The following is a 24347-nucleotide window of genomic DNA, read 5'->3' on the forward strand; positions in this document are numbered from 1 at the left end:
GCGCTCACGGCCGCCCGTCACTCCATGACGGAGGCGCTCGCCGCCATTCCCGACGGCGGTGCTGTACTTCTTGCCGTATCCGGCGGTTCCGATTCCATGGCTTTAACGAAAGTTGCCATGTGGGCGGCGCGCGGGCGTATCGAAGTGTTAACGACGACGATCGATCACGGCCTGCGCCCGGAGTCCGCAGATGAAGCGAAGGAAGTTGATCGATATTTGCAACGCGTTGTTGATTCCACGGTGGTTACCCGCGTTATACCGCAGGGAGACGAGGGCCCGGAAGGCAATGCTAGGAGGGCCCGCTACGATCGGCTTGCCGAAATCGCTCGTGCGGGAGGTGAAATGATCGCCGGGCGGCACAGGGGATGGAACCCGGCGGGCCCGCTTGCCCAGTGGACTGACTGGCCTGACGCGCCACTGCCTGTACTTACCGGGCACACTGCTGACGATCAGGCAGAGACCGTGATCATGGGACTAGGGCGAGGGTCGGGCCCGCGCTCGATCGCGGGTATGCGTTCGATTGATTCGATGCCCGGGCACCCGGATGTGCCGCTCATGCGGCCCTATTTATCGATGCGCCGTAGCGACTTACGGGTCGTCTGCCGAGAGCTCGACCTGCCGTGGGTAGACGACCCGACGAACGAGCCCGATGGGCAGTGGCGCGCTGCCGACGGTGGCCCGCTACGGCGCAACGCGATCCGTCACGAGATCTTACCCAAACTCGATACCGTGCTGGGCGGAGGCGTCGTCGATGCCCTGATCCGAACTGCCAGTATCGCCCGTGAAGACGACGATTTACTCTCTTCGCTCGCGCAGGCGATCAGCCGGGACCTCCTGCGAAGTCGCGGTGCGGGCGTCGTCATAAACTGCGCGGCGCTTGCCACGCACCCTCGCCCGCTACGTGCACGTGTGTTGCGCGCGGCCGTACAGGAAATCGGATCGGGTGAACTTGCGTACTGGCATGTTGATGCACTTGATAGGCTCGTCACCGGAGAAGATAATAAAATCCATATCGATCTTCCCGGCGCATACGCGCGGCGGGAAAGCGATCAGTTATATATCGCCCCTCAACCGCGGAGAAATCATGAGACTCGAGGATTGTAAGGACGACATCGTTCGCGTCGTCGTCACCGAAGAACAAATCAAAGAACGCCTGGCCGAAATGGGTGCGCAGATCAGCGAGGACTACGCCGGTGAGCCGCTCGTCGTCGTCGGCGTATTGCGAGGTGCGGTCATGGTGGTGGCGGATCTGGTGCGTGAAATTTCAATCCCGCTGCACATGGATTGGATGGCCGTCTCCTCCTACGGAGACTCCACCAAATCATCGGGCGTCGTTCGCATCTTGAAGGATTTGAACTCCGATATTGCGGATGTGAACGTGCTGATCGTCGAGGACATTATCGATACCGGCTTAACGCTCGACTACCTGAAACAGTACCTAGAGGCACGCGGTCCAAAATCGGTGCGTATCGCCACGTTCCTACGTAAACCGGACGCTGCACAGGTAGACGTACCGGTAGACTATGTTGGTTTTGATATTCCTAATGAATTCGTGGTCGGTTACGGCCTCGATTACGCGGAGGACTACCGGCACTTGAATTTCGTCGGAACGCTGGCCCCGCACGTATACGGAGGTTAAATGAGCGATCGGCAACGCCGCATCCTCGAAGATTTCAATCGCACAGGTCGAAAGACCGCGAACGACGAGGCAGACAAGAACGCAAAACGTTCTGAAAAAAAGAACGAATCGGGGCGCCCAGATAAACCTTCCGCAGACAGCGAGAAGGATAAGCGGCAACGGATCACGTTTTGGTCGGTGATGGCCGCTCTCGTCATCGGTGCGATTCTGCTGTTTTTCGTGATCCGCCCGGCGGGATTCGTGTCTATAAAGACGAGCGAGGGTAAAGAAATCCTAGCTTCGCAGGCGATCGAGCGAATTCAGGTGACTGATGGCTCGCAGATCGTGCAAATCTGGTTAGAAAACGACTATAAACCGACCGATCTCGAGGGCAAGGAACAGGACGCGACGAAGAAAGTCCAGTTCCAGTACACCGATCCAGAAGCTGAAACGGTGGCACAGCTCGTAGATTCGGCGAACTCCAAACACGGGTACAACTCGGTCGTCCCCCAGCAGTCCGTTTTCTTCTCGCTGTTCACGTTCATGCTGCCCATGCTGCTGATCGTGGCACTGTTTTTGTGGATGATTCCACGGATGCAAAATCGGATGGGAGAGTTTGGCAAGCTGAAGAAAGACGGCGTGGATTCGGACTTGCCCGAGGTAACTTTCGACGACGTCGCAGGCGTCGACGAAGCCGTCGAGGAGCTTCGCGAGATCAAAGAATTTATAGAAACTCCGGAAAAGTTCCGAGACATGGGCGCAAAGATTCCTCGAGGAGTGCTTTTGTACGGACCGCCGGGAACTGGTAAAACCCTGCTTGCCCGCGCGGTTGCGGGCGAGGCGGGAGTGCCCTTCTTCCAGATTTCAGCCTCTGAATTTGTGGAAATGTTCGTTGGTGTGGGTGCCTCACGCGTGCGTGACCTGTTTGACAAGGCGAAAAAGGTTGCGCCCGCAATCATATTCGTGGACGAGATTGACGCCGTCGGCCGTAACCGCGGATCCGGAATTGGGGGCGGAAACGACGAACGTGAACAAACGCTTAACCAGCTGCTTGTCGAGATGGACGGTTTCGACGAGCGTACGAACGTGATCGTGATCGCGGCCACTAACCGGCCCGACGTGCTCGATTCGGCGCTGCTACGCCCGGGGCGATTCGACCGTCAGATTGCCGTGGATGCTCCGGATCTAACTGGGCGCGAGGCTATTTTGCGCGTGCATGCCGACGGCAAACCGCTTGCTGACGGTGTTTCCGTGGAGGCGATCGCTCGCCGGACACCCGGTTTTTCGGGCGCGGATCTTGCGAATTTGCTGAACGAGGCGGCGCTTTTGGCGGCCAGGCGTGGGCACAAGAAGATTATGGAAGACGACGTCGACGAGGCCATTGATCGCGTGATAGCGGGTCCGCAGCGGCGAACGCGGGTAATGAACGCTGAAGAAAAGCGAATGACGGCCTATCACGAGGCTGGGCACGCCGTGGCAGCCGCAGCGCTCAACCATACGGATCCGGTGACTAAGGTGACTATTTTGCCACGTGGGCGGGCGCTCGGGTACACGATGGTCATGCCGACGGAAGATCGTTATTCCACCTCGCGCCACGAGTTGCTCGATCAGCTCGTCTACGCGATGGGCGGGCGCGCCGCGGAGGAAGTGGTTTTCCACGATCCGACGACGGGCGCAGAAAACGACATCCAAAAGGCCACCAAGATCGCACGCAAAATGGTTGCCGAATATGGAATGTCTCAGCGGGTTGGCGCAGTTCGGCTGACCACCGAGCAGGCCGATCCGATGACGCGCATGGCAGGCGGAGGCGGCGGATGGGAACATTCGGACCAGCTTGCCCACGTGGTGGACGAAGAAGTGCGAACACTCATGGACACGGCCTCGCAAGAGGCGTGGCAGATCATGATTGACAACCGCCACGTACTCGACCGGCTCACGAGCGTGCTGCTCGAAAAAGAAACGGTGTTGGAAAACGAGCTGAATGAGATTTTCGTCGATATCGTCAAGGCGCCGCCGCGGGATCTGTGGCTCTCCTCGCCTCACCGGCCCGTATCGGATGCGCCACCGGTGCCGATTCCGGCCACGGATGCGCAAGCTGGGGAGAAACCAGCTGAGCCGCCATCCGACTCCGCTCGAGAGGGTGAGAGCTAATGGCTTACGATGCTGCCGGTGTTGAACGCGCTGTGCGCGAACTGCTCGTCGCGATCGGAGAAGATCCCGATCGTGATGGCTTGCTCGATACTCCGAGCCGGGTGGCTCGCTCCTATGCGGAAATTTTCGGCGGCCTGCACGAAAATCCGGCCGAACATCTGGATAAGGTTTTCGATGTGGGCCACCAGGAAATGGTGCTCGTTCGCGACATCCCGCTGTATTCGATGTGCGAACATCACCTGCTGCCTTTCCATGGCATCGCACACGTTGGCTACATTCCCGCCGACGACGGCCGGGTGACCGGCCTGTCCAAACTCGCCCGGCTTGTCGAAGGCTATGCCCGCCGCCCGCAGGTCCAAGAACGGCTCACCAGCGAGGTTGCCGACGCGATCGCAGATCGACTCGGCGCTTCGGGCGTGATCGTCGTCGTTGAAGCCGAACACTTGTGCATGTCAATGCGCGGGGTGCGAAAGCCCGGCTCGAAAACAGTGACCTCCGCGGTGCGCGGCACGATGCACGACCCGGCCACCCGCGCCGAGGCGATGAGCCTCATCATGGCGGGCTCGGCCCTCAGATAGGCGTGCAGGCAGGTCGCTCTGATGAAACATCAGTAACTCACGTCAACCCGAAAGCGAGGCCCACATGCAGATCATGGGAATTTTAAACGTTACGCCAAATTCGTTTTCCGACGGCGGGCGCTACACCGATCCGGAAGTGGCGATCGAGCACGGGCGTACACTGATCGAGCACGGTGCGAGCATCATTGACATCGGCGGGGAATCGACCCGGCCCGGCGCCGAACCCGTGCCCGCCGAACGGGAATGGGACCGGATTGCTGACGTCGTCGCCACGCTTGCAAAGGAAACCACCGTGTCGGTGGATACCTACCACGCTTATACCGCGCGCAAATCGGTGGAGGCGGGCGCGCATATCGTCAACGACGTGACCGGCGGGCAGGGCGATCCGGACATGTTTGCGACCGTTGCGGGTCTGGACTGCGATTATATTTTGCAGCACGGGCGCGGCAATGCCCGTTCGATGAATGATTTGGCGAGTTACGATGACGTCGTTGCCACGGTTCGCGAAGAGCTGCTCGGCTCGCGCGATGCGGCGGTTGCGGCCGGGATTGCGCCGGAGCGGATCATCCTTGATCCGGGGCTCGGCTTTGCGAAGGTGGGCGATCAGGACTGGCAGGTGCTGCGCGGCGTGGACGCGTTCTTGGGCGAGGGCCATCAGGTACTGATCGGCCAGTCACGCAAAAGATTCTTAAGCCCGGTAACGGTGAACGAGGAGCGCGACGTGGCGAGCGCCGTCATCTCCGGGCTGCTCGCAGGCACGGGCGTGTGGGCGGTGCGGGTGCATAACGTCGCCGCAACACGTACGGCGCTGAACGTGCATGCGGCGATGTTGGCGGGCGGGGTGAGCTCAGATGATGAATAAGATTTCGCTCACCGGCCTGCGCGCTCGCGGAACGCACGGCGTGCTCGAGCACGAAAAAATAGAGCCGCAAGACTTTGTGGTGGACGTGGACATGTGGCTGGACGCATCGGCTGCAGCGCGAAGCGACGACGTCGCCCACACCGTTTCGTATGCAGAGGTTGCGGACGCGATCGTGGAGATCATCGAGGGCGAGCACGCGGATCTGATTGAGACGCTCGCGGATCGGATCGTGCGGCGGCTATCGGTTTTTCCGGTCGACGGGCTATCCGTGACGGTACACAAGCCAAATGCGCCGATTCCGCACCAGTTCGAGGACGTGTCGGTGACTTTCGAATGGTGGCGCCTACCCGATACGGACACGTGCGAGGTAGTGATCTCGCTCGGATCAAATTTGGATGATCCGCGGGCCCACGTGCGCGAGGCAATCGAGCAGATCGGGGACAGCTTTGAGGTGCTCGCGGTCTCGAGCCTGTACGAGACGGCTCCGCAGCTCGCGGAGGGTCAGCAGCCGCAGCCCGCGTACGTGAACGCTGCGATGAAAGTGCGCGCATCGGCGGATCTCGAGGCGGTACTGTTGAATTTGCAGGAGATCGAACAAGCGCACGGGCGTGTTCGTGACGAGCGTTGGGGCGCGCGGACCCTCGACCTTGACATCATCAGCGCAGGCGGGCTGAGCACCGATGGCCCGCTTCTGACCGTGCCGCATCCGCGCGCCCACGAACGGCGATTCGTGCTTGAACCGTGGCTGGAGATCGACCCGCATGCCACCCTCGGCGGGCGTGCCGTGTCCGATCTGGTTGACGAGCTGCCCGAACAGTCCGTAAAGCGACTGGACTGACCCGTGGCCCGCAATCACGATTCCTACCAGCCCGGCAAACAGGATCGCGAACCGGGCGGCAAGCTCCGCCCCACCTCGATTTGGATGCTTGTGGCGGTGGGAACCGTTGCGAGCGTGACGCTGTTTATGCTGATCACCCTGTTGTTGCGTTCAGGTGGTAGTCCGATCGCAATCCACAGCCTCCTGTTTTTCGCGCCGATTCTTATTGGGGTGGCCGTGGCCTGGCAGGCGTGGCTTGTACGCTCGTACAAACTGGGGCGCCGGAATCTTGACCCGCTCTACGCTGCGCGGATTTGGGTGCTGACGCAGGCGACGTCGCGCGTGGGTGCACTCATGACCGGCGGCGCGGCTGGAATCTCGCTTGCGTACTGGTGGGGCGGGCCGACGTCGTTCCTTAGCGAGCAGGCCATCAACGCCGGGCTTGCAGCGCTCGGTTCGCTCGTGATGACGGCGCTCGCGATAGTTGGGGAGCGTTGGTGCATCGTCGACGACGAAGACGGCGGCCAGCCTGATATCGCGCAGGCGGGCGTGTAGTCCCGGACTCGGTCCTAGGCTCGGCCCGGTCCCGAACTCTGGCTCGGCCCGGACTCAGCCCGGACTCGAGACAGTTACCGCCCGGGCATGACAAGGGCGCTTTCCGTGGTAGCTAGAATGATGTTATGAAAAATCTGCTCGCACAGGACGTGCAATTCACCCCGTTGCACCCCAAGTTTACGAATGTTACCGTCATTCGATGGGGCTCCTTGGCTCTCGTGGTTCTCATTGCTGCGTTAGTGGCAGCTATTGCCGGGAGCCGGTTTTCTGGCAGTAATGGCTGGCTATGGTGGCTCGCCGTCGTCGTAGCGCTCGGGGTCGGCGTCTGGGCCATATGGCTCGCGGTACGCCGGGCGCGCGTTTTTGGCTATGCCGAGCTCGAGGATGAACTGCTCATCCGCTCCGGCATCATGTTTCACCGCGTGACCGTGATTCCCTATGGCCGGATGCAACAGGTGAACGTCGAAACGGGGCCGCTGCTCAAACGATACGGTTTGGCCTCAGTCGAGCTTGTGACGGCCTCTGCAGACACGAATGCCGAGATCCCCGGCATAACACTCGAAGAGGCCGAACGCCTCCGCGAAAAACTCACCGCGCTCGGTGAAGCGAACATGGAGGGCCTGTGATCCCGCACGACGAACCCGAGACTCAGCCAGCCGCCAACGAAACGCAGCCGCAGGTGCCGCCGACGTCGGGCAAAAGTGGTTTGGGCGGATCAGTGCCGGAGGGCGCCTGGCGAAAATTCCACAAAGTTACCCCGCTTGCGCAAGGTGGCGCGCTGTGGGTGGTCCTCGCGATCTTCGTTTATAACGTAGTCACGCAAATTATTGAATCTGGTTTGACCGAAATGCTCGAAAGGGTTGGCGATATTACGCTCACCTTCGTGCTCGCTATCTTGGGCGCTTTGCTCGCACTGACTTTGCTCGTTATCTTTTTCTCGTGGATTTCGTGGCGGTACCAGTCGTTCGCGATTATCGACTCCGGCATCCACAAGCGTTCGGGCGTACTGCTGAAGAATCATTCGCACATGCGCTGGGATCGCATCCAAACTGTTGAGATCGAACAGAAGCTGTTTGGGCGGATCTTCGGTTTCGGATCGGTCAAGGTCGAGTCGGCGGGCTCGGAGCCGGCTACTGAACTCGGACTGCTGACCATGGAAGACTGCGGCAAACTACGCCGGGAAATTCTTACAGGACTGGGCAACGCCCGGGCCGGTAGACCGATCGGTGTGGGCGTACCGGTCAGTGCCGTCGTCGGCGCCAACACCGTGGAAGCAATCCCCGAGGGTGCGGGTGTGCCGCTCGCGCCTGATTCGCAGACGCCGCCAGATTTAGACACTATGGGTGCTGCGGCGTTGGACTGCACGGGTATGCAATCCGGTATGCAGAGTGGCGAGATCCCCGTTTTTGACCCCGACGACCTCGAAACCGATCAGAAAATCTTCGAACTACCCACATCGCGTCTAATTGTCTCGGCGCTACTTCAACTCGGCCGCATTCTCGCCCTGTTATTCATGGTTGTCTTCATCGTGATTGCAATCGTGTCTGGCGAAATGGGCTTCCTCGCCATCGCGCTTGGTGTCGGTTCGGGCGTGTTCGTGCTGGTGAAAGCGAGTATCGACTCATACGGAACGAAGGTCTATCTCTCGCGTAACGGCTTACGTGTACGCGCAGGCTTGACAACCCTCGTCACCCGTTCCATCCCGCCGCAGCGCTTGCACGCGATCGAAATCCGCCAGCCGATGTTGTGGCGCCGTGCAGACTGGTGGCAGTTGCGTGCGGTGCTCGCCGGCGGCCAGTTTGATTTAGATAGTTCAAGCGATGCTGGCGACGCGATGATTATTCCAGCAGGCACCCGCGAAGACGTGCTGAAAGTGCTGTGGACGATGCTCCCGTCGGCCGGCACCGACGACGACGCCACGCTCATCCGCGACGCCTTCGACGGCAGCGGCACGGGCGAGTTCTTCTTAAGCGCGCCGCGAAAGGCACGCTGGCTCGATCCGATCACCTGGAAATCGCGCGGAATTTGCCTCACGCCGAACGTGGCTGTGTTCCGCACCGGCCGGTGGAGCCGCCGTGTCGTGTTCGTGTGGCAGGATCACACGCAGTCGCTACGGATGAGCCAGGGGCCACTGCAACGGTTGTTCGGGCTCGGGGCGATCCAACTCGATCTGGTCTCGCCGTTTATGGACGCGGGCCAGAACAATATGGCTGTCGAAGATGTGGAGCGCATGATCTGGATCGAAAACGACCTGACTGCGCAAGCTCGCAATCGAGGCGTATCTGAGTCGATCGAAGCGTGGCAGCGCCGAGTTGGCCTCGATTAGCGTTTAAGTACATGTGACCCTGTTTCGCGGGTGCGTACGTGGCCGCCTCGGGCGGTCAGGCTTGATCCCTCGGACGCCCACTTTTCGGACCCGCTGCGGTGCTGGCGCCTGCACTAGCTCGACGCGGCCTTACGGACCGCCTGCTTGATTCGCGGTACCAGGCTTGGGCGCACAGATAGCTCGCGCACACCCGCCGCCAACAGTTGCGGCACGTGCTCCTCGGACGAGGCAAGATCGCCGCATACCGATATCGGCTTATCGAGATTGTCCACCGCGTTTGCGATCAGGTCGATAACCAGTGGCACGACATCACCGGCCAGCCCGGCAACTTCTGCATTGCCCCGATCGGCGGCGGCGATGTACTGAATCAGGTCATTAGTACCAACCGATACGAAATCGACCAACTCGTTGAACTCGGCGATCCGAAGTGCCGCGGCCGGTGTTTCGAGCATCATGCCGAACTCGGGCAACTCCTCCGGGCGCCCCTCAAGCTGGACGGCATCGTGAAACTTCTCCCGTGCCCACGCAAGCTCCTCAACCGTCGTGATCATCGGAACCATCACCTTGATCTGCGCACTTTGCGCCACCTGAATGATGGCCCGGAACTGATCTACCAGCGCGTCCGAGTACCGGCGCATGAGCCTGATTCCCCGCACGCCCAAGAACGGGTTTTCTTCGGGTTCGGCGGCAAAGAAGGGGAGAGGTTTATCTGCACCTACATCCCACGTGCGAATCGTGATCGGCTTGTCGGTGCCGATCTGCTCGGCAATCTCGGTGAAAACCGCTACCTGTTCGGGGATCGTTGGCACGTCGTCGTGATCTGCGAAAAGCACTTCGGTACGTACTAGGCCCGAACCGTCGGCGCCGTTCGCGCGGGCCGTGCCGGCATCGCTTTCCATCGCCACATTCGCCGCCACCACAACGACTTCCTCGCCGTACAACGCGGGCTCGTGCGCGTGCTTCAACGCCTCGGCGTCTAGGCGCTGCTGCTCCTTCGAGGCGCGCAACAATTCGCTCAACTGTGCGCGCGAGGGATTCACCGTGACCATTTGGCTACGCGGTTCGAGCGCCACCTCTTCGCGATCGTTGATCTCCCGTGCCTTTGCAAAGCCCGCTATCACGGGTATGCCCTTGGTGGCAGCGATCAGCGCGCCATGCCCCGTTGCTGAACCCGTGGCTGCCACGATCCCCATAACGCTGCCTTCGTCGATTTCCGAGGCGAGCGCTGGCGTCAACGATTCGAGCACAACGACGGGTGGCGTTCCCAGTTCTTCGATCGCCTTTGCAAGTCCGCCGAGTACCTCACCTCGCAATGCCTGCATGAGTAATTCACCGAGCGCGTTTACATCTTCGGCCCGTTCGCGCAGATAGTCGGTGGGAAGATCGCCATACGCGGCGGCGAGGGCCGCTGTAGCAGCGCTGACGGCGACCCCGGCCGGAATACCGTTCTTTATCCGCGCGCTGATATCTCCCGCATACGTGGGATCATCGAGCAGTCCGAATTGAAGCGCCAACATTGGATTCTCGCCAAGCGAGTTCAAATATTCGCGCACCAGTTCGCGTGCGGTTTCGAAAGCCTCACCCTGGTCGTGTGCAATTTCCTGAGCCCCAGACTGCTGGCCGGGCCGCCACACAAGCGCGGGGCCAACAGCGATATCAACGCTCGAGGTCGGTTTGCGAGTATGGGCAGGTACCGCTGAGACTTCGGTTTTCTTCTCACCCTCGGCCGTCCAACCGCGGGCAGCTAATTCGCCGACGGCGTCGAGGGCCTTGTTCGCATCCAGGCCCGACGCCTGGACGAGAATCTCTCCGCCGCCCTGCACGCCGAGCGAAATGAGGGAGGTCATCGAATTTGCCAGGTTCGGCCCGCGCCCGGCCTTCTCATTGGCCACCCGCACCTGCGCGTCCAGCCCAGAAATCGCCCGCACGAGTGCCGCCGCCGGCCTGGCATGGAGACCAGCCGGATCGTCGACGACGTACCGGCGGCTCGTCCACTCGACTCCCTCTGCATCCGTGATGCCAGTTCCTGGCTGGTCGCCCGTTGAGCTCGCGCTGTCCGCCGAGCCCGAACCGTCCGCCGAGCCCGAACCGTCCGCCGAGTTTTGGCCGCCCACAGTGCCGTCCAAATCCGTGCCGTCCGAATCCGTGCTGTCCACCGAACTAGCTCTGCCGGCCGTACCCGCACTGCCCGGCGACCCACCTCCGTCGTAGGGAATATCCGTTTCCTTCGCGGCTAACGCCCCCATCGCTTCGCCCGCAACCGTTGCGCGATCTGCGCCCGCTCCGGCTGCTACGGCCGCCACCACGAGCCCCTCGACGAGGGGAGCGGGAACGACAGTCGTACGCTCGGCGATATCCGGATCGATGAACTCGAGCGCCATTTCGGTTGACATGACGGCCGAGCCGAGATCTACCAGCACCACGACGCCCGCTTCCGAATCAGCTTCCTCAATAGCGTTCGCAATCAGTTCCGCGTTGGTGCCAAAACTGCCGTCATCCGTACCACCGGCGGCCACGACGACGGCGTCCCTGCCCATATCGAGGGCAAGATCGCGCGCCGCAACCGCCAGCGGCTGTGAATGAGAGACGGCAACAAGGCCGACGTTAGCCATTCGAGGCCTCCGTATTCGTCGTTAAAGAATCTGAGATGTGGGCCGAGCTCGGCGTGATCGAGGCAAAGCTCCGCGTTAGTGAGCGAAAGCTTCCGCGGCGGCTTCGATCAGAAGAACCGACGATGCCGAACCCGGATCCTTCACGCCCCTCGATCGTTCGCCAAGATACGATGCCCGCCCTTTCCGAGCGATCATCGGGATGGTATCTTCGGCACCCTTTTCGGCCGCCTCGAGTGCCGCAGCAAGTGCCGTCGACAACGGGCCGTCACTTGCCTCGCCGGCTTCGAGAGCGGGGAACCACACGTCAAGCATCGTTTTATCTCCGACCTCGGCCTTTCCACGAGCTTGCAGGCCCTCAACCCCGGCGCGAAGCGCAGCAAAGAAAGAGTCCTTGGTCAGTTCGCTATCGCCGAGCGCTCCGCCCATTTTCATGAGCAACGTGCCGTACAACGGGCCGGAGGCGCCACCAACTTTGGACACCAGCGCCATGCCGGCCTTCTTCAGATAAGCGCCCGCATCCGCCATCGAATCCGCGTCCAGCTCAGCAACTGCGGCCACGCCTCGAACCATGTTCGAACCGTGATCGGCGTCGCCAATCTGCCGGTCAAGATCGGTCAGCTCGGCGGCGTTAGCGTCGATTTTTTCTTTGAACGCGGCCATCCAGGCCGAAAATTGTGAAAGATCAGCCACTATGCACCCCACCGAAGCCCGGTGGTCACAACGGGAGCGTCCCAGAGGCGGAGCAGTTCGTCGTCGGCCTTCAGCAGGGAAAGCGCACATCCAGCCATGTCGAGCGAAGTGACGTAATTGCCCACGAGTACGCGTTCGACCTTAACGCCCGCTTCCTCGAGAAGCTTGGCGCACTCGCCCCACATGAGGTACAGCTCCGAAAGCGGCGTGCCGCCCATGCCGCCAAGCAAGGCGACGACGGGAGCACCCGTGAAGTCATAATCGGAAATGATTGGCTTAACCAGTTCCGCGGCCAGCTCGTTCGCTTCTTGAAGCTCGCGGCGCTCGCGCCCCGGTTCGCCGTGGATGCCGATGCCCAGCTCGATCTCGTTTTCTGCAAGATCGAAGGTCGGCTTGCCCGCGGCTGGAACGGTGCACGAGGTGAGCGCGAGACCGTACGAACGAGTATTATCGGCGGCCTTCTGCGCGACGGCGGTTACGGCGTCGAGATCGGCGCCTTCTTCGGCGAGCGCTCCCGCGATTTTCTCCACGAAGAGTGTTCCACCGACGCCGCGACGGCCGGCAGTGTACAGCGAATCCTGGACGGCGACGTCGTCTTCTACAATTACCGAAGTAACTTGCGTGTTCTCCATGTCGGCAGCCATTTCAGCGGCCATTTCGAAGTTCATCACGTCACCGGTGTAGTTCTTGACGATGTGCAAAACGCCCTTGCCGGTATCTACCTTCGTGGTTGCTTCCATGATCTGATCGGGAACAGGGGAGGTAAACACCTCGCCGCAGACGGCTGCATCAAGCATTCCGGTTCCTACAAAACCGGAATGGAGGGGTTCGTGACCAGCGCCGCCGCCGGAAATAATGGCGACCTTGCCATCCTTGGGTTGCTTGCGGTAAACGATATGATTGTCGAGATCGACGTCGAGCTCGTTCGGGTGGGCTAAGGCCACTCCCTTGAGGGAATCAGTGACCACATCATTGGGGTTATTGATTAGTTTCTTCATGCGGCAATTCTCGCACTATTGCTCAACCTATGCAATGATCTGCCGAAACCTTGACTCTCGCGCGAGCGCATCGACATTGCGTCATTGTGAGTTCGGTTTTCCTTCAGGTTCCGGGGTCGTTGACGCGATGGCGAGCCTGGTTCGGCTTTAGCCCACGCCTATACCCGATAGACTTTCGCCGTGAACACACAATTGCATGAAAACGCGAGCGGCCGGATGGGCATTGGCATTATCTCTGCGGGCCGAGTAGGGGCTGCGTTAGGTAGCGCTTTACGTGCCGCCGGGCACACGGTGATCGGCGCTTATGCCGCCTCCGATGATTCACGTGATCGACTCGACGCCATGCTGCCGGGGGTGCCCGCACTCGATATTCCAACGATTGTTGAACGGGCTGAACTCGTTGTGCTCGCCGTGCCAGACTCTGAACTCGCGCCTCTTGTTCAGGGATTAGCGAAGCTTGAAGCGTGGCAGCCAGGCCAAATTGTTTTCCATACGGCGCCCGGGTTTGGCATCGAAATTCTTGAGCCTGCTGCGAAACGGGGTGCACTTACCCTCGCCATCCATCCCGCCATGGAGTTTTCCGGAACATCACTCGATGTCGCTCGGTTAGCAGAGTGCCGATTTGTAGTGTCAGCTGCCAACGCGCTCCAACCAATTGGCTTGGCTTTAGCCGCCGAGATGGGTGGGGAAGGAATCGTGATCGATTCAGCTAACCGCTCGAGCTATCAGGCGGCCGTGGAAAAAGCGGTTTCCAGTATCGAGTCCGCGTCAGCTCAGGCGGTAGAGACGCTCGTCAAGATGGGTGTGAGCCAGCCCGGTGATCTTCTTCGTTCGCTGAGCAGTGCCGCCCTTGAACGTGGCTTGGGCGGTCGTGAACCTCATGCTTAACTGCCGTCGTGTTTGCTCGAAGCACCACTTCACTTCGATAGCCGACCAAATTTTGTGAAAAACCTTGCGATTGTGGCGATAACGTTCATGGAAAGCCCTATTCTCCCAAAATTTGTCCGCTAATATAGCCATCGCCCGCTCGCTGCCCCGCCCACACGATACGCGCTAGAATCTTTACGTGAAAGTTTGTAAAACGCGGCACGAGTTAGCCCAATCCCTTCATGAATCCTCGATCGGTGAATCTACTCATGGTGTTTCCCAACTTCGTGGGCTGGTGATGACGATGGGCGCCCTGCACGCCGGGCACGCCCGGCTCCTGAAGGCAGGCCGGGAGGCGGCCGACGTTCTGATTGCCTCGGTGTACGTCAATCCGCTGCAGTTCGGCCCACATGAGGACTTCGAGGCCTACCCGCGGCCTATCGAGTCCGATCTTGCACTTCTCGAAAGTGAGGGAGTAGATATCGCTTTCGTGCCATCGGACGAAGAAATGTATCCACGCACGCCCCTTGTCCGGATTGATCCGGGGCCAATCGCCACCGTTCTTGAAGGCAAAACCCGCCCGACCCATTTCGCCGGTGTTCTCCAAGTGGTGCACAAAGTTTTTAATCTCGTACGCCCGGACGTAACGTTCTTCGGCCAAAAGGACGCCCAACAGCTCGCCCTTGTTCGCACCATGGTTGAAGACCTCGACATGGGGATTGAGGTTCGGGCAGTTCCAATTGAGCGGGATAGCGACGGGCTGGCGCTCTCGTCTCGAAATACTTATCTTTCCCCGGAGGAACGACGGCGGGCCCTCGCGATCCCGGCAGCGTTACGGGCTGGCCGCGAGGTCGCGGAAGCCGGTGGATCTGCCGCTGATGTCCGCGAGGCCGCACGGAGCGTCGTAACGGGGGCGGACGGCGTCGTTCTGGATTACCTCGTGCTCGTTGATCCGTACACCTTCGTCGAGCTCCCACATGACGCGAGCGGCCGTGGCCTTATCGCGGCGGCCGCTTGGGTTGGGGAAACCCGCCTCATTGACAACATGGAGGTCGAGATCCGATGACATTACCGACCAGCCTACGCACAGTGAGCACCGAAAAACCTACCGCGCGCTGGTGTGCCCAACGCTGCCCGATCGAATGCCAAACCATTGTATGCGAATCAAGGAGTAACCATGCGTTTCCCAACACCGCGTATTCCGCAGATTAACCCGAAAGCTTTCATCCCGGACCCGCGTGAACTTCGCGAAAAACTAGCGAAGCGCGTGGCTCCCGAGACGGCCACAGAGCGAGTGTCGACGGCCCCGGGCGCTAAGGTCGGTGAAAAGGAGATTTCGGAACGGATCGCGTCCCTTGACGTCATGGTTCGGGAGGCACCGCAACGCGTTTTCGATGCGTACGTCCTCAATATTGACGCCACGGTGTTCACAGGTACTCAGCTGATGCCGGAATTACGATTGGTGGTCGATACGCTCGATTCGCTGCGCAGGCCGATCTCGTATCTGTCGATGATGTCGACGGTTTCTTCCGAGCAGCTGATTGCCGCAATGAGAGCGGAGGGCGTGCACCTTGAGCCGGAACAGATCGTGACGCCGGGTCGTCAGGCCGCACGTTATATTCACAAGTCCTATCCGGGGGCAAAAGTGTTCGTGATCGGCGACCACGCGTTATCGGCGGAACTTGAGCAGGGCGGCGTCGCGTTGAGTGGTGACCCGGAAGAGATCAATGTTGTGCTCGTTGGCCACGACTGGAATTTCACATTCGATAAGTTGACGACGGCGTTTCGCGCGATTGACGAGAACGGTGCGGATTTGGTGGCGTCCTCGCTCCGGCGTGTGCGGCGCCAACCGGACGGGACTCGCGAGCCGGGCACTCTTTCCGTGGTGACCGCGATCGAGGTGGCCACGCGTAAACGTGTTGCAAAGAACCTTGGGAGCCCGGAGACGGATTTACTCGAGATGATTTTCGAGGATCTGAACGTTGCCCCGGAGGATGCGTTGCTCGTGACCGACTCTCTGGGCGCTGATATTCGTATGGCGAAGCGTTTCGGAGTTCCGTCGGCCCTCGTGCTCACGGGGGAGGCGAGCCTCGAACAGGCGGAGAAACTTAAGTGGAAGGATCAGCCTAATTACGTGCTCGATTCTGTGGATTCGATTATCCCGCCCTACATCAAGGATCAGCTCTGAGCACCGAGCGTTTAGCCACATCGCCGCTAACGAGTGATGTTGCCGTAAAATGATGACATTAGAGTGTAGCCAATGGTAAGAAGCTAGAGGTAGAGGCCTTGAGCAAGAGCCCCGACTGCGAATCGCCAATCAGGGCCAAGCGACACGAACACGACATAGGAAAGAGCGAATGACACAGCCGCACTACGACGACACCTCCGATCAGATCGCCGTTCGCAAGGAAAAGCGTCAGCGCATGCTTGACGAGGGGCGCGATCCGTATCCGCCCGAGCTCGAAGTGACGGATACACTTGCCGAGATCCGCAAGCGTTATGTCGTGGACCGGGGCGACGACGGCGGCCAGCCCACCTCTGGCCAGCCCGCCACCGGCCCGTCTAGCGACGGCCAGCCCGCCTCTGTCCAGCCCGGCTCAGACCAGTCCCGTGGTGTAGCCCCAACGGTTTTGCAACCGGGCGATGAACTGACCGACGCCGTCGTCAAGATCGCGGGCCGCGTCATGCTCTTCCGGCCGTCGGGCAAGATTGCGTTCGCGCAACTCCAGTCGGGTGATGGCGAGCGTTTGCAGGTCATTTTCTCGTTGGCGAACGTCGGTAAGGAGGCGCTCGACGCGTTGAAGGCCGACGTGGATCTGGGTGACCACCTCTGTGTGGAAGGTTACGTGGGCGCCTCCAAGCGCGGCGAGCTTTCCGTGTTTGCGACGAGCTGGAAGATGGCTTCTAAAGCGATTCGCCCTCTGCCGAAGACGTTTACGGCTGAAGACGGCACCGAGATGTCCCTGAACGAGGAAACCCGCGTGCGCAAGCGGCACCTCGACCTGATCACCCGCGCCGATGCCCGGAACATCGTGCGGATTCGCGCGAAGATGATGAAGTCGATTCGTGCTACGTTCGACGCCCGTGGCTATATCGAGGTCGAGACGCCGATGCTGCAGCCGCTTCATGGTGGTGCGGCGGCTCGTCCGTTCGAAACGCATATTAATGCTTACGATCAGGACCTGTATCTGCGTATCGCCACTGAGCTGTATTTGAAGCGCGCGGTGGTTGGTGGCCTCGAAAAGGTTTATGAGATTGGTAAGAATTTCCGGAACGAAGGCGCGGATTCGACGCATTCGCCCGAGTTTTCGGCCATGGAGGCCTATGAGGCGTACGCGACGTACGAAGAGATGGCGGATTTGACGCGCGATTTAATCCAGAACGCGGCGCGTGACATTTTCGGAACGACGACGGTGACGCTGGCCGACGGAACCGAATACGACCTTGGTGGCGAATGGGCGAGGCTGGATTTGTATGAGTCGTTGTCGAAGGCGGTAGGTGAGGAGATCACGGTTGAAACGCCGCGTGAGCGGTTGGTGGAGATCGCCGAGTCTCGCGGGATTTCTGTGAAAGATTATGCGGTGCCAGGGAAGATCGCGGAGGACATTTGGGAGGAGCTCGTCGGGGATCATCTGTGGGAGCCCACGTTCGTGTTCGATTTCCCGGAGGATACCTCGCCCCTCACGCGTAACCATCGGTCAAAGCCGGGCTTGACGGAGAAGTGGGATTTGTATGTGCGCGGAGTTGAAATTGCGACGGCGTATACCGAGCTTGCTGATCCGGTGATTCAGCGCGAACGCCTTACACAGCAGTCTCTTGATGCTGCAGCCGGCGACCCGGAGGCCATGCAGCTCGACGAGGACTTCATCGAGGCGATGGAGCAGGGCTTCCCGCCCTCGGGAGGCATGGGAATGGGCATTGATCGGATGCTCATGGTGTTGACCGGCCTTGGAATTCGAGAGACGATTTTGTTTCCGTTCGTGCGGCCGCAATCCCGAAAACCCGCTGCTGAGCAGTCTGTGGATGGGGTAGCCGAACCGGCTGCCGATCAGTCTGCCGAACCGACCGCCTAGTCCCGCTACCGATCCGGCTACTGTGCCGACCGCTTAATGAGGCGACCACCTAACGCGGCGACCGGGTCTGACCCAACACCGAGTCTGATCCGGTCGCTGAACCTACCTCAACATCGAATCTGACCGGCGACCGGGTCCGGCCGATCACTGAGTCCGGTTGGCCGTCGAACCGGGCGGCGCTTCCGAATCAGGCCGAACGGGCACAATCCTGCGCCGACCGTGAGCAATGTATTCCCATCCATTGCGGTCTCGGAATGCCCAGCCGTGTTCGTGGCGATAGATTGTGATGTCTCGACTGTGAACGAACCGATGGTGATACCAACACAGCATCACGAGATTGTCGATATTGGAATCCCCACCGTCTTTCCAGTGAACGGCATGGTGAATTTGCGAGGACTGATATGTGTGGTGACATCCGGGAAATCTACAAGTTCGATCCCTTGCTATCACGGCTCTTCGCTGTTGCGGAGTGCATAATCGGTGGGCGTGCCCGTGATCTAGAGTGACACCTTCTTTTGAAAAGATCTGCCTCGAAATTCGTGAATCACATAGTAACGTCATCAAGTCCGAAGGCACTAGGGGAGTTCCGTCATCGAGGGTTGCTGGCTCAAGCCCCTTGAAGAGGTCCGGATCGATGCCCGCTCGGATTTCGCTAAGTACGCGACCTAACACTGGATGCGAAGTAGTTTTTGTGTCGAAGACAGGAGCGGCTTGCGCATTGCCGTCGGTAGCCGCTTGGGTGGCGAAGTTTGGCCCGGTGTGCGTGGTGGAGCCTAGTCCCGCATGGCCTGCTGACTCATCCTTTGCTTGAGCCGCGTGCTGTTCCCTCACCTGAGCCGCGTGCTCACCCCTAGCCTGGGCGGCCAACTCCAATCCGGCTTCACGCTCGAGCTTCGCCGCCGCCTCGGCGGTAAGAAGCGTTTCTAGCGGCACCTGCACAGAAATGTGCGCTGCACCGTTACCCTTGCCTGCTTCGTCGTTTGACTCAGCCGCCCGGTTGCAAATCTCTGCCAACGCGGCCGCCCTGCGAGCCAGTGGGCCGCGCGGATCTCCCAGGCTCGGCACACCCATAACCTTGGTGAGGGCCGAATCGATGATCTTTCCGTTAAGTGAGTCAAGAAAGCCGCTGATAATCCAACCATCTGATTCCTCGACGATCGACAATCGCTCTTCTTTCGAGATTTCGCGTGCCATTCGTTCGGCTCGCTTTGGCGCATGCTTGATCGCCCACGCCTTGACATGCTTTTCAAACTTACCGGCGTCCATGGATTGCGCGGCCTCTCGAAGTTGCGCCGCGCCATCTTCGGGATCTTGAAGTTGGTTTTTCAGCACGGGAGCCTGAATCACCTTCGTGAGCACGTCAACGTGCGCCACCGAAATCTCTCCCTCCGAAAGTCCATCCTTAAACTTCGGAAGATCTTCCTTGAGGGCCTTTGCCCGCCTCACCGTTTTGCGCGACTGCGCCAAACTGGTTTTACTGATCTGGCGTTCGTACTCGCCAACCGTGCGCGCACCGGCCTCTTGCCAATCACCGGTAGCCTCCACGCGTGCGAGCGTCTCTGCTCGTAAAGCCCCAATCTTTGTTTCGGCCTTTGCGAGAAGAGAAGAAAACGTCAGTAGCTCCTCCCCGGCAAGCCCACTTATTTTGCCCTTCGCAAGGGAGTCCAGTCCGTCAATTACCCGCCGAAGCTCTTGCACCGCATTTGCGCCGATGACGCCCGCATTTCCGTTAATGCCGCTCGCACTTGCTGTGTCAACGCCCACGCTTGTGCCACTGACGCCCACCGTGACACGCGATACTCCGCGGCCGTCTGGACGCGCAGCGGAATCAAAGAGGTCTAGTGCCGTAGACACAGCTGGCCTCCTTTCGGTGAGAGTAGTGAAACGTTCTGAACACAGCGCTTTTACTGCTTCGTTCGTTTGGTGAGATGCTTCAATTCTACCCCGCTATTCGAACGTCTGTTCGACATATGGCTCACGCCGCAACCCAGCTCGACGTTTCAGAATTTGTGGAAAACTTTTCGCCCCGCCGCCCCGCCGCACCCGCCGTCCCGGGCCACTCCACCACCCACCTCCTGTACGCTAGGCGAGTGCAAACTTTTTTGACGTCCAAAAAGGCGCTACCTCTGCGCGCCCTCTTTCTCATCTTCTGGTTAGCCATGCTCGGCTTCGGTGGCGTAGCCCAGGGCAAAATTTCTTCCGTCACGGTCAACGATCCGGCCTTCTTCTTGCCGGAATCAGCCGAGTCCACGCTCGCATCGCAGGCCACGGCTGAATTCAAGCAATCCAATGAGCTACCGCTGTTGATCGCCGTCGTCGCTCCGGATGGCTCCGCCCTCGACGCTGCCGCGCTCACCGAGCTTGGCGCCCTCGCCGAAGCGCTCCCCGGCCTCGAACTTGAAAACGGCGCCACTCTGCGCGACGTCATGACCACCGAGTTCATCCCAGTTATCCCCAGCGAGGACTCCACCGCCGCCCTGCTCCCGGTCGGCCTTGACGCTGGCGCTATTAACGTCACCGGGCCAAGCGGCGATCGCCTCGGCAGCACCATCGTCGACGACGTTCGCACTTTTTTCGCCGAAGAATCCCGCTCGTTAGATGCGGATTTCTACGTCTCCGGCCCTGCCGCACTCTCGGCGGATCTCAGCGGCGCCTTCGCGGGCATCGATCTCACTCTTCTCCTTGTGGCGGTCGTGCTCGTTTTCGTCATTCTGATCGTCGTCTATCGTTCGCTCTACCTACCGATCGCGGTGCTCCTCACGGCAATCGCAGCATTGTGCGCGGCAGTGCTCGTCGTCTACAACCTCGCCGCCAACGACGTTTTCGACCTCAATGGCCAAACCCAGGGCATCCTCTCCATCTTGGTTATCGGCGCCACCACGGACTATTCGCTGCTTGTCGTCTCACGTTACCGCGACGAACTTACCGGCCCCGGCACTCCAATCCAAGCACTCGCTCGCTCGATCAAAGGTGTGTGGGAGCCGATCCTCGCCTCGGGCGGCACGGTGATCGCTGGCCTTCTCGCCCTGCTGCTATCTGACCTATCTTCGACCGCGTCGCTTGGCCCGATTGCCGCGCTCGGCGTCGTCTTCTCCATGCTTGCCGCGCTTACCTTGCTTCCCGGCCTTCTCATGATGTTCGGTAACCGGTTCGCGCGCGTCGTGTTCTGGCCGGCGAAACTTCCAGAAAAGTCGGTTTCTGAGGACGGTATCGAAGGGCACGGTATCTGGTCCAGATGGGCCCGTGTCGTTGGAAAACACGACCGCAAGGTCTGGGTTGGCTCTCTCATTTTCCTCGTTGCCCTAGCTGCCTTTGCGCCTACCTTCCGCGCTGAAGGTACCTCGCAAACCGACCAGTTCGTCGACAGTCCCGAGTCCGTCGTCGGTTTTGAAATTTTGGGAGAAAAGTTTGACGCCGGCTCGGTTGAGCCGGTTGAGGTGATTATTTCCGAGGACGCCGCTTTGGCTGCTGCCGAGCAGATCTTGGCGCTCGATGGGGTCGAGTCAGTAGAGCCGACGGTTGGGCAAGACGACGAGCCGCTCGCCGTCGATGGGCGAGTGCTCCTTTCGGTGACGACGTCGATGCCAGCAGGCGATAAGGCGGCGGGGCAAGTGGTGCAGGAGATCCGGGCGTCAGCTCACGAGCTTGATTCCGATGCGCTGGTTGGAGGTGTGGCAGCACAAAACCTTGACACTCAGCAGACGGCGCGTGCGGATTTGGTGAAGATCATTCCCGTGGTTCTCATCATTATCACGGTGATGCTGGTTATCTTACTGCGCGCAATCTTGGCGCCGGTCTTGCTGATCCTTGCGAATATCCTGTCCTTTGCCTCGGCGATGGGGATCTCAGCGATTATTTTCAACTGGATACTGGACTATCCGGGCGCGGATGCATCCGTACCTCTTTATGCCTTCGTGTTCCTCGTTGCGCTTGGTATCGATTACACGATATTCCTGATGGCGCGTGTGCGTGAAGAGTCGGCGCAACATGGAACGCGCGAGGGGTTATTGCGCGGGCTTGCCGTCACCGGTGGCGTGATTACATCAGCGGGTATTGTTCTTGCCGCGACCTTCGGGGCTCTCGCGGTAATTCCACTATTGTTTATGGTACAGTTGGCGATCATCGTGCCGTTAGGACTGCTCATTGACACCTTTGTTGTGCGAACGGCGCTTATCGCAGGCATCGTCCACGATATTGGCAATCCGGTGTGGTGGCCGCGCCGCCTTAACAGGACGGGTGCTCAATGAATGCGTCACGCGGCGCCTCATAACGGTGGCCACCTGCCGTGCCGCGCAGAACATGCCCCACGTGTAAGATATCTTGGCCGTGAGGCATAAAACGTGGGGTCCAAGTCAGTTAGGACTTGGACCCCACTGCTTTGTTGCCACCTAACTATGAGGTGTCAGAACATCGCGGGCAACACCCGGTTAGCGTTTAGGCGTCTTCGGGAGTGACGACGTCCACTACCTCGGTGTCCTCGTCAACCCAGTCGAAGGTGCGCGTGACGGCCTTCTTCCACAGGCGCATCTGACGATCGCGCTCTGCCTTATCCATGGACGGTGACCAGCGCTTGTCTTCCTGCCAATTGTTGACGACGTCGTCGGTGCCGTCCCAGAACCCGACAGCAATACCTGCAGCGTATGCCGCGCCGAGAGCCGTGGTCTCCGTGACAACCGGACGAACCACGTCGGTGCCGAGAATGTCTGCCTGGAACTGCATGAGAGTGTCGTTGGCCGTCATGCCGCCGTCGACGCGAAGCTCTGCGAGATCCACGCCCGAGTCGGCGTTCATCGCGTCCAGCACCTCGGAGGTCTGGAAAGCAGTCGCCTCGAGAACTGCACGTGCCAGGTGACCCTTGTTGTTGTAGCGGGTCAGGCCGACAATCGCGCCGCGTGCGTCGTCCTTCCAGTAAGGTGCGAACAGGCCGGAGAAGGCCGGGACGATGTATACGCCACCGTTGTCCTTCACCGTCTCGGCAAGCCGCTCAACTTCGGGCGCCGAGGAAATGATTCCGAGCTGATCGCGCAACCACTGGACAAGCGAACCGGTCACGGCGATCGACCCCTCGAGCGCGTAGACAGGATCTTGATCACCGAGCTTGTAGCACACCGTGGTCAGCAGACCGTTTTCCGACGTAACAGCCTCGTTGCCGGTGTTCATGAGCATGAAACAGCCCGTGCCGTAGGTGTTCTTCGCCATGCCCTTTTCGAAACAGGCCTGGCCGAACGTTGCGGCCTGCTGATCACCGAGAATGCCCGAAATCGGGGTGTCAATGATCAGCGTGTTCTTGGCGCCGTAGCCGTAGACCTCAGAGGAGGACTTAATGTCTGGAAGCATCGACATCGGGATGCCCATGTCCTCACAGATTTCCGGTACCCACTCAAGCTTGCGTACATCCATGAGCATGGTACGTGAGGCATTGGTTACGTCCGTGACGTGCACGCCGCCATTGACGCCGCCCGTGAGGTTCCAAATGACCCAGCTATCCATGTTGCCAAACAGCAGGTCTCCCGCCTCGGCGCGCTCGCGAGCACCTTCCACATTGTCGAGGATCCACTTGATCTTCGGACCCGAGAAGTAGGTGGATAGGCCCAAGCCGACGATTGGCTTGTAGCGATCCACACCTTCATCTCCGGCGAGTTCGCGGACGATCTTGTCGGTACGCGTGTCCTGCCATACGATCGCGTTGTAGACCGGTTCGCCAGTGTTCTTATCCCACACGACGGTGGTCTCGCGCTGGTTGGTAATGCCAACGGTGGCAATCTCGTGGCGGTTGATATTCGCCTTTGACAGCGCCTCGCCAACTACCTCACGGATAGCGCCGGACACTTCGACGGGGTCGTGCTCGACCCAGCCAGCGCGCGGCATGATTTGCTCGTGTTCTTTTTGTCCAATAGCAACAATGTTTCCGCCATGGTCGAAGATGATCGCACGGGACGACGTCGTCCCTTGATCGATCGCCATGACGTACTTCTTTTCTAATCCTGCCATTGAAATCCCTTCTTCTTTGAACGGCTAAATTTCGATCGACGCTGGTTTCCGAAAACCCTCGCCAGCTGCGTTGATGCGATAGGCAGTTAAGGCGCCCTCGGCATCAATCTGCTAACCGCTAGTCTTTCATAAATGGACAAACAGTGACGGACGCTACACTCACATTGCAAGAAGTTGCAAGCGGGTGGCCGTGACGTAGAAAACGTTCA

At 59.8% G+C, this 24347-nt stretch carries 19 protein-coding genes; 14 read left to right on the forward strand and 5 right to left on the reverse strand.

Translation table 11 applies throughout. The features are described from left to right. Positions 1-24 precede the first annotated feature (24 nt). From J2S70_RS06100 to J2S70_RS06140, 9 genes are all read left to right on the forward strand, one after another. Entirely contained in the window at positions 25-1104 is a 1080-nt protein-coding gene (locus J2S70_RS06100; RefSeq protein ID WP_307682847.1) for a tRNA lysidine(34) synthetase, read from the forward strand. Beyond that, positions 1085-1639 (forward strand): hypoxanthine phosphoribosyltransferase, encoded by a 555-nt coding sequence (hpt, locus tag J2S70_RS06105; RefSeq protein WP_307682848.1) that lies wholly within the window; start codon positions 1085-1087, stop codon positions 1637-1639. Before J2S70_RS06100 ends, hpt begins: the two co-directional genes overlap by 20 nt. Next, a complete protein-coding gene (gene ftsH / locus J2S70_RS06110) occupies positions 1640-3769 on the forward strand; it encodes an ATP-dependent zinc metalloprotease FtsH (RefSeq protein WP_307682849.1) in 2130 nt (709 codons plus the stop codon). Beyond that, complete coding sequence (gene folE, locus J2S70_RS06115) at positions 3769-4347, forward strand: GTP cyclohydrolase I FolE (protein ID WP_307682850.1); 579 nt, start codon at positions 3769-3771, stop codon at positions 4345-4347. The genes ftsH and folE overlap by 1 nt, the downstream gene beginning before the upstream one ends. A gap of 73 nt (positions 4348-4420) precedes the next feature. Continuing rightward, positions 4421-5209 (forward strand): dihydropteroate synthase, encoded by a 789-nt coding sequence (gene folP, locus J2S70_RS06120; RefSeq protein WP_307682851.1) that lies wholly within the window; start codon positions 4421-4423, stop codon positions 5207-5209. Beyond that, positions 5199-6047 carry a 2-amino-4-hydroxy-6-hydroxymethyldihydropteridine diphosphokinase gene (gene folK, locus J2S70_RS06125; protein ID WP_307682852.1) on the forward strand — a complete coding sequence of 283 codons (849 nt, stop codon included), beginning with the start codon at positions 5199-5201 and terminating at the stop codon, positions 6045-6047. The genes folP and folK overlap by 11 nt, the downstream gene beginning before the upstream one ends. Before the next feature lie 3 nt (positions 6048-6050). Continuing rightward, the gene (locus J2S70_RS06130; RefSeq protein WP_307682853.1) at positions 6051-6581 is read left to right on the forward strand and encodes a DUF3180 domain-containing protein; all 531 of its coding nucleotides are present in this window, start codon (positions 6051-6053) and stop codon (positions 6579-6581) included. Positions 6582-6706: 125 nt separating this feature from the next. Beyond that, positions 6707-7207 carry a PH domain-containing protein gene (locus tag J2S70_RS06135; RefSeq protein WP_307682854.1) on the forward strand — a complete coding sequence of 167 codons (501 nt, stop codon included), beginning with the start codon at positions 6707-6709 and terminating at the stop codon, positions 7205-7207. Beyond that, on the forward strand, positions 7204-8907 hold the full coding sequence (locus tag J2S70_RS06140) for a PH domain-containing protein (RefSeq protein ID WP_307682855.1): 1704 nt from the start codon (positions 7204-7206) through the stop codon (positions 8905-8907). Before J2S70_RS06135 ends, J2S70_RS06140 begins: the two co-directional genes overlap by 4 nt. Before the next feature lie 113 nt (positions 8908-9020). Here J2S70_RS06140 and dhaM read toward each other — a convergent pair whose 3' ends face one another. The 3 genes from dhaM to dhaK form a co-directional block, all read right to left on the reverse strand. After that, the gene (dhaM, locus tag J2S70_RS06145; RefSeq protein ID WP_307682856.1) at positions 9021-11519 is read right to left on the reverse strand and encodes a dihydroxyacetone kinase phosphoryl donor subunit DhaM; all 2499 of its coding nucleotides are present in this window, start codon (positions 11517-11519) and stop codon (positions 9021-9023) included. Between the two features lie 75 nt (positions 11520-11594). After that, entirely contained in the window at positions 11595-12209 is a 615-nt protein-coding gene (gene dhaL, locus J2S70_RS06150) for a dihydroxyacetone kinase subunit DhaL (protein WP_307682857.1), read from the reverse strand. Next, positions 12209-13207 (reverse strand): dihydroxyacetone kinase subunit DhaK, encoded by a 999-nt coding sequence (dhaK, locus tag J2S70_RS06155; RefSeq protein ID WP_307682858.1) that lies wholly within the window; start codon positions 13205-13207, stop codon positions 12209-12211. Before dhaK ends, dhaL begins: the two co-directional genes overlap by 1 nt. Before the next feature lie 180 nt (positions 13208-13387). Here dhaK and J2S70_RS06160 point away from each other — a divergent pair, with 180 nt between their 5' ends. The 4 genes from J2S70_RS06160 (at position 13388) to lysS (ending at position 18147) form a co-directional block, all read left to right on the forward strand. After that, complete coding sequence (locus J2S70_RS06160) at positions 13388-14095, forward strand: Rossmann-like and DUF2520 domain-containing protein (protein WP_307682859.1); 708 nt, start codon at positions 13388-13390, stop codon at positions 14093-14095. Between the two features lie 178 nt (positions 14096-14273). Then, entirely contained in the window at positions 14274-15140 is an 867-nt protein-coding gene (gene panC / locus J2S70_RS06165; RefSeq protein ID WP_307682860.1) for a pantoate--beta-alanine ligase, read from the forward strand. A 111-nt stretch (positions 15141-15251) separates the two neighbouring features. After that, positions 15252-16262, forward strand: a complete 1011-nt coding sequence (locus J2S70_RS06170) for an HAD-IIA family hydrolase (RefSeq protein WP_307682861.1) — start codon at positions 15252-15254, stop codon at positions 16260-16262. A 169-nt stretch (positions 16263-16431) separates the two neighbouring features. Then, the gene (gene lysS, locus J2S70_RS06175; RefSeq protein ID WP_307682862.1) at positions 16432-18147 is read left to right on the forward strand and encodes a lysine--tRNA ligase; all 1716 of its coding nucleotides are present in this window, start codon (positions 16432-16434) and stop codon (positions 18145-18147) included. Positions 18148-18291: 144 nt separating this feature from the next. On the opposite strand, the gene J2S70_RS06180 is transcribed toward lysS, so the two are convergent. After that, entirely contained in the window at positions 18292-20001 is a 1710-nt protein-coding gene (locus J2S70_RS06180) for an HNH endonuclease signature motif containing protein (protein ID WP_307682863.1), read from the reverse strand. A gap of 236 nt (positions 20002-20237) precedes the next feature. On the opposite strand from J2S70_RS06180, the gene J2S70_RS06185 reads away from it, so the two are divergent. After that, entirely contained in the window at positions 20238-22394 is a 2157-nt protein-coding gene (locus J2S70_RS06185; RefSeq protein WP_307682864.1) for an MMPL family transporter, read from the forward strand. Positions 22395-22581: 187 nt separating this feature from the next. Here J2S70_RS06185 and glpK read toward each other — a convergent pair whose 3' ends face one another. After that, a complete protein-coding gene (gene glpK / locus J2S70_RS06190; RefSeq protein WP_307682865.1) occupies positions 22582-24138 on the reverse strand; it encodes a glycerol kinase GlpK in 1557 nt (518 codons plus the stop codon). Between the last annotated feature and the right edge of the window lie 209 nt (positions 24139-24347).

It is taken from the genome of Trueperella bonasi (assembly GCF_030811535.1).
GTDB classification, from domain to species: Bacteria; Actinomycetota; Actinomycetes; order Actinomycetales; family Actinomycetaceae; genus Trueperella; species Trueperella bonasi.

Excerpts from the sequence above, each read along its gene's own strand:
- glpK (WP_307682865.1), bottom strand. The coding sequence starts at position 24,138 with ATGGCAGGATTAGAAAAGAAGTACGTCATGGCGATCGATCAAGGGACG.
- dhaM (WP_307682856.1), bottom strand. The coding sequence starts at position 11,519 with ATGGCTAACGTCGGCCTTGTTGCCGTCTCTCATTCACAGCCGCTGGCG.
- J2S70_RS06100 (WP_307682847.1), top strand. The coding sequence starts at position 25 with ATGACGGAGGCGCTCGCCGCCATTCCCGACGGCGGTGCTGTACTTCTT.
- dhaK (WP_307682858.1), bottom strand. The coding sequence starts at position 13,207 with ATGAAGAAACTAATCAATAACCCCAATGATGTGGTCACTGATTCCCTC.
- folP (WP_307682851.1), top strand. The coding sequence starts at position 4,421 with ATGGGAATTTTAAACGTTACGCCAAATTCGTTTTCCGACGGCGGGCGC.
- lysS (WP_307682862.1), top strand. The coding sequence starts at position 16,432 with ATGACACAGCCGCACTACGACGACACCTCCGATCAGATCGCCGTTCGC.
- folE (WP_307682850.1), top strand. The coding sequence starts at position 3,769 with ATGGCTTACGATGCTGCCGGTGTTGAACGCGCTGTGCGCGAACTGCTC.
- J2S70_RS06170 (WP_307682861.1), top strand. The coding sequence starts at position 15,252 with ATGCGTTTCCCAACACCGCGTATTCCGCAGATTAACCCGAAAGCTTTC.
- hpt (WP_307682848.1), top strand. The coding sequence starts at position 1,085 with ATGAGACTCGAGGATTGTAAGGACGACATCGTTCGCGTCGTCGTCACC.
- J2S70_RS06135 (WP_307682854.1), top strand. The coding sequence starts at position 6,707 with ATGAAAAATCTGCTCGCACAGGACGTGCAATTCACCCCGTTGCACCCC.
- ftsH (WP_307682849.1), top strand. The coding sequence starts at position 1,640 with ATGAGCGATCGGCAACGCCGCATCCTCGAAGATTTCAATCGCACAGGT.
- folK (WP_307682852.1), top strand. The coding sequence starts at position 5,199 with ATGATGAATAAGATTTCGCTCACCGGCCTGCGCGCTCGCGGAACGCAC.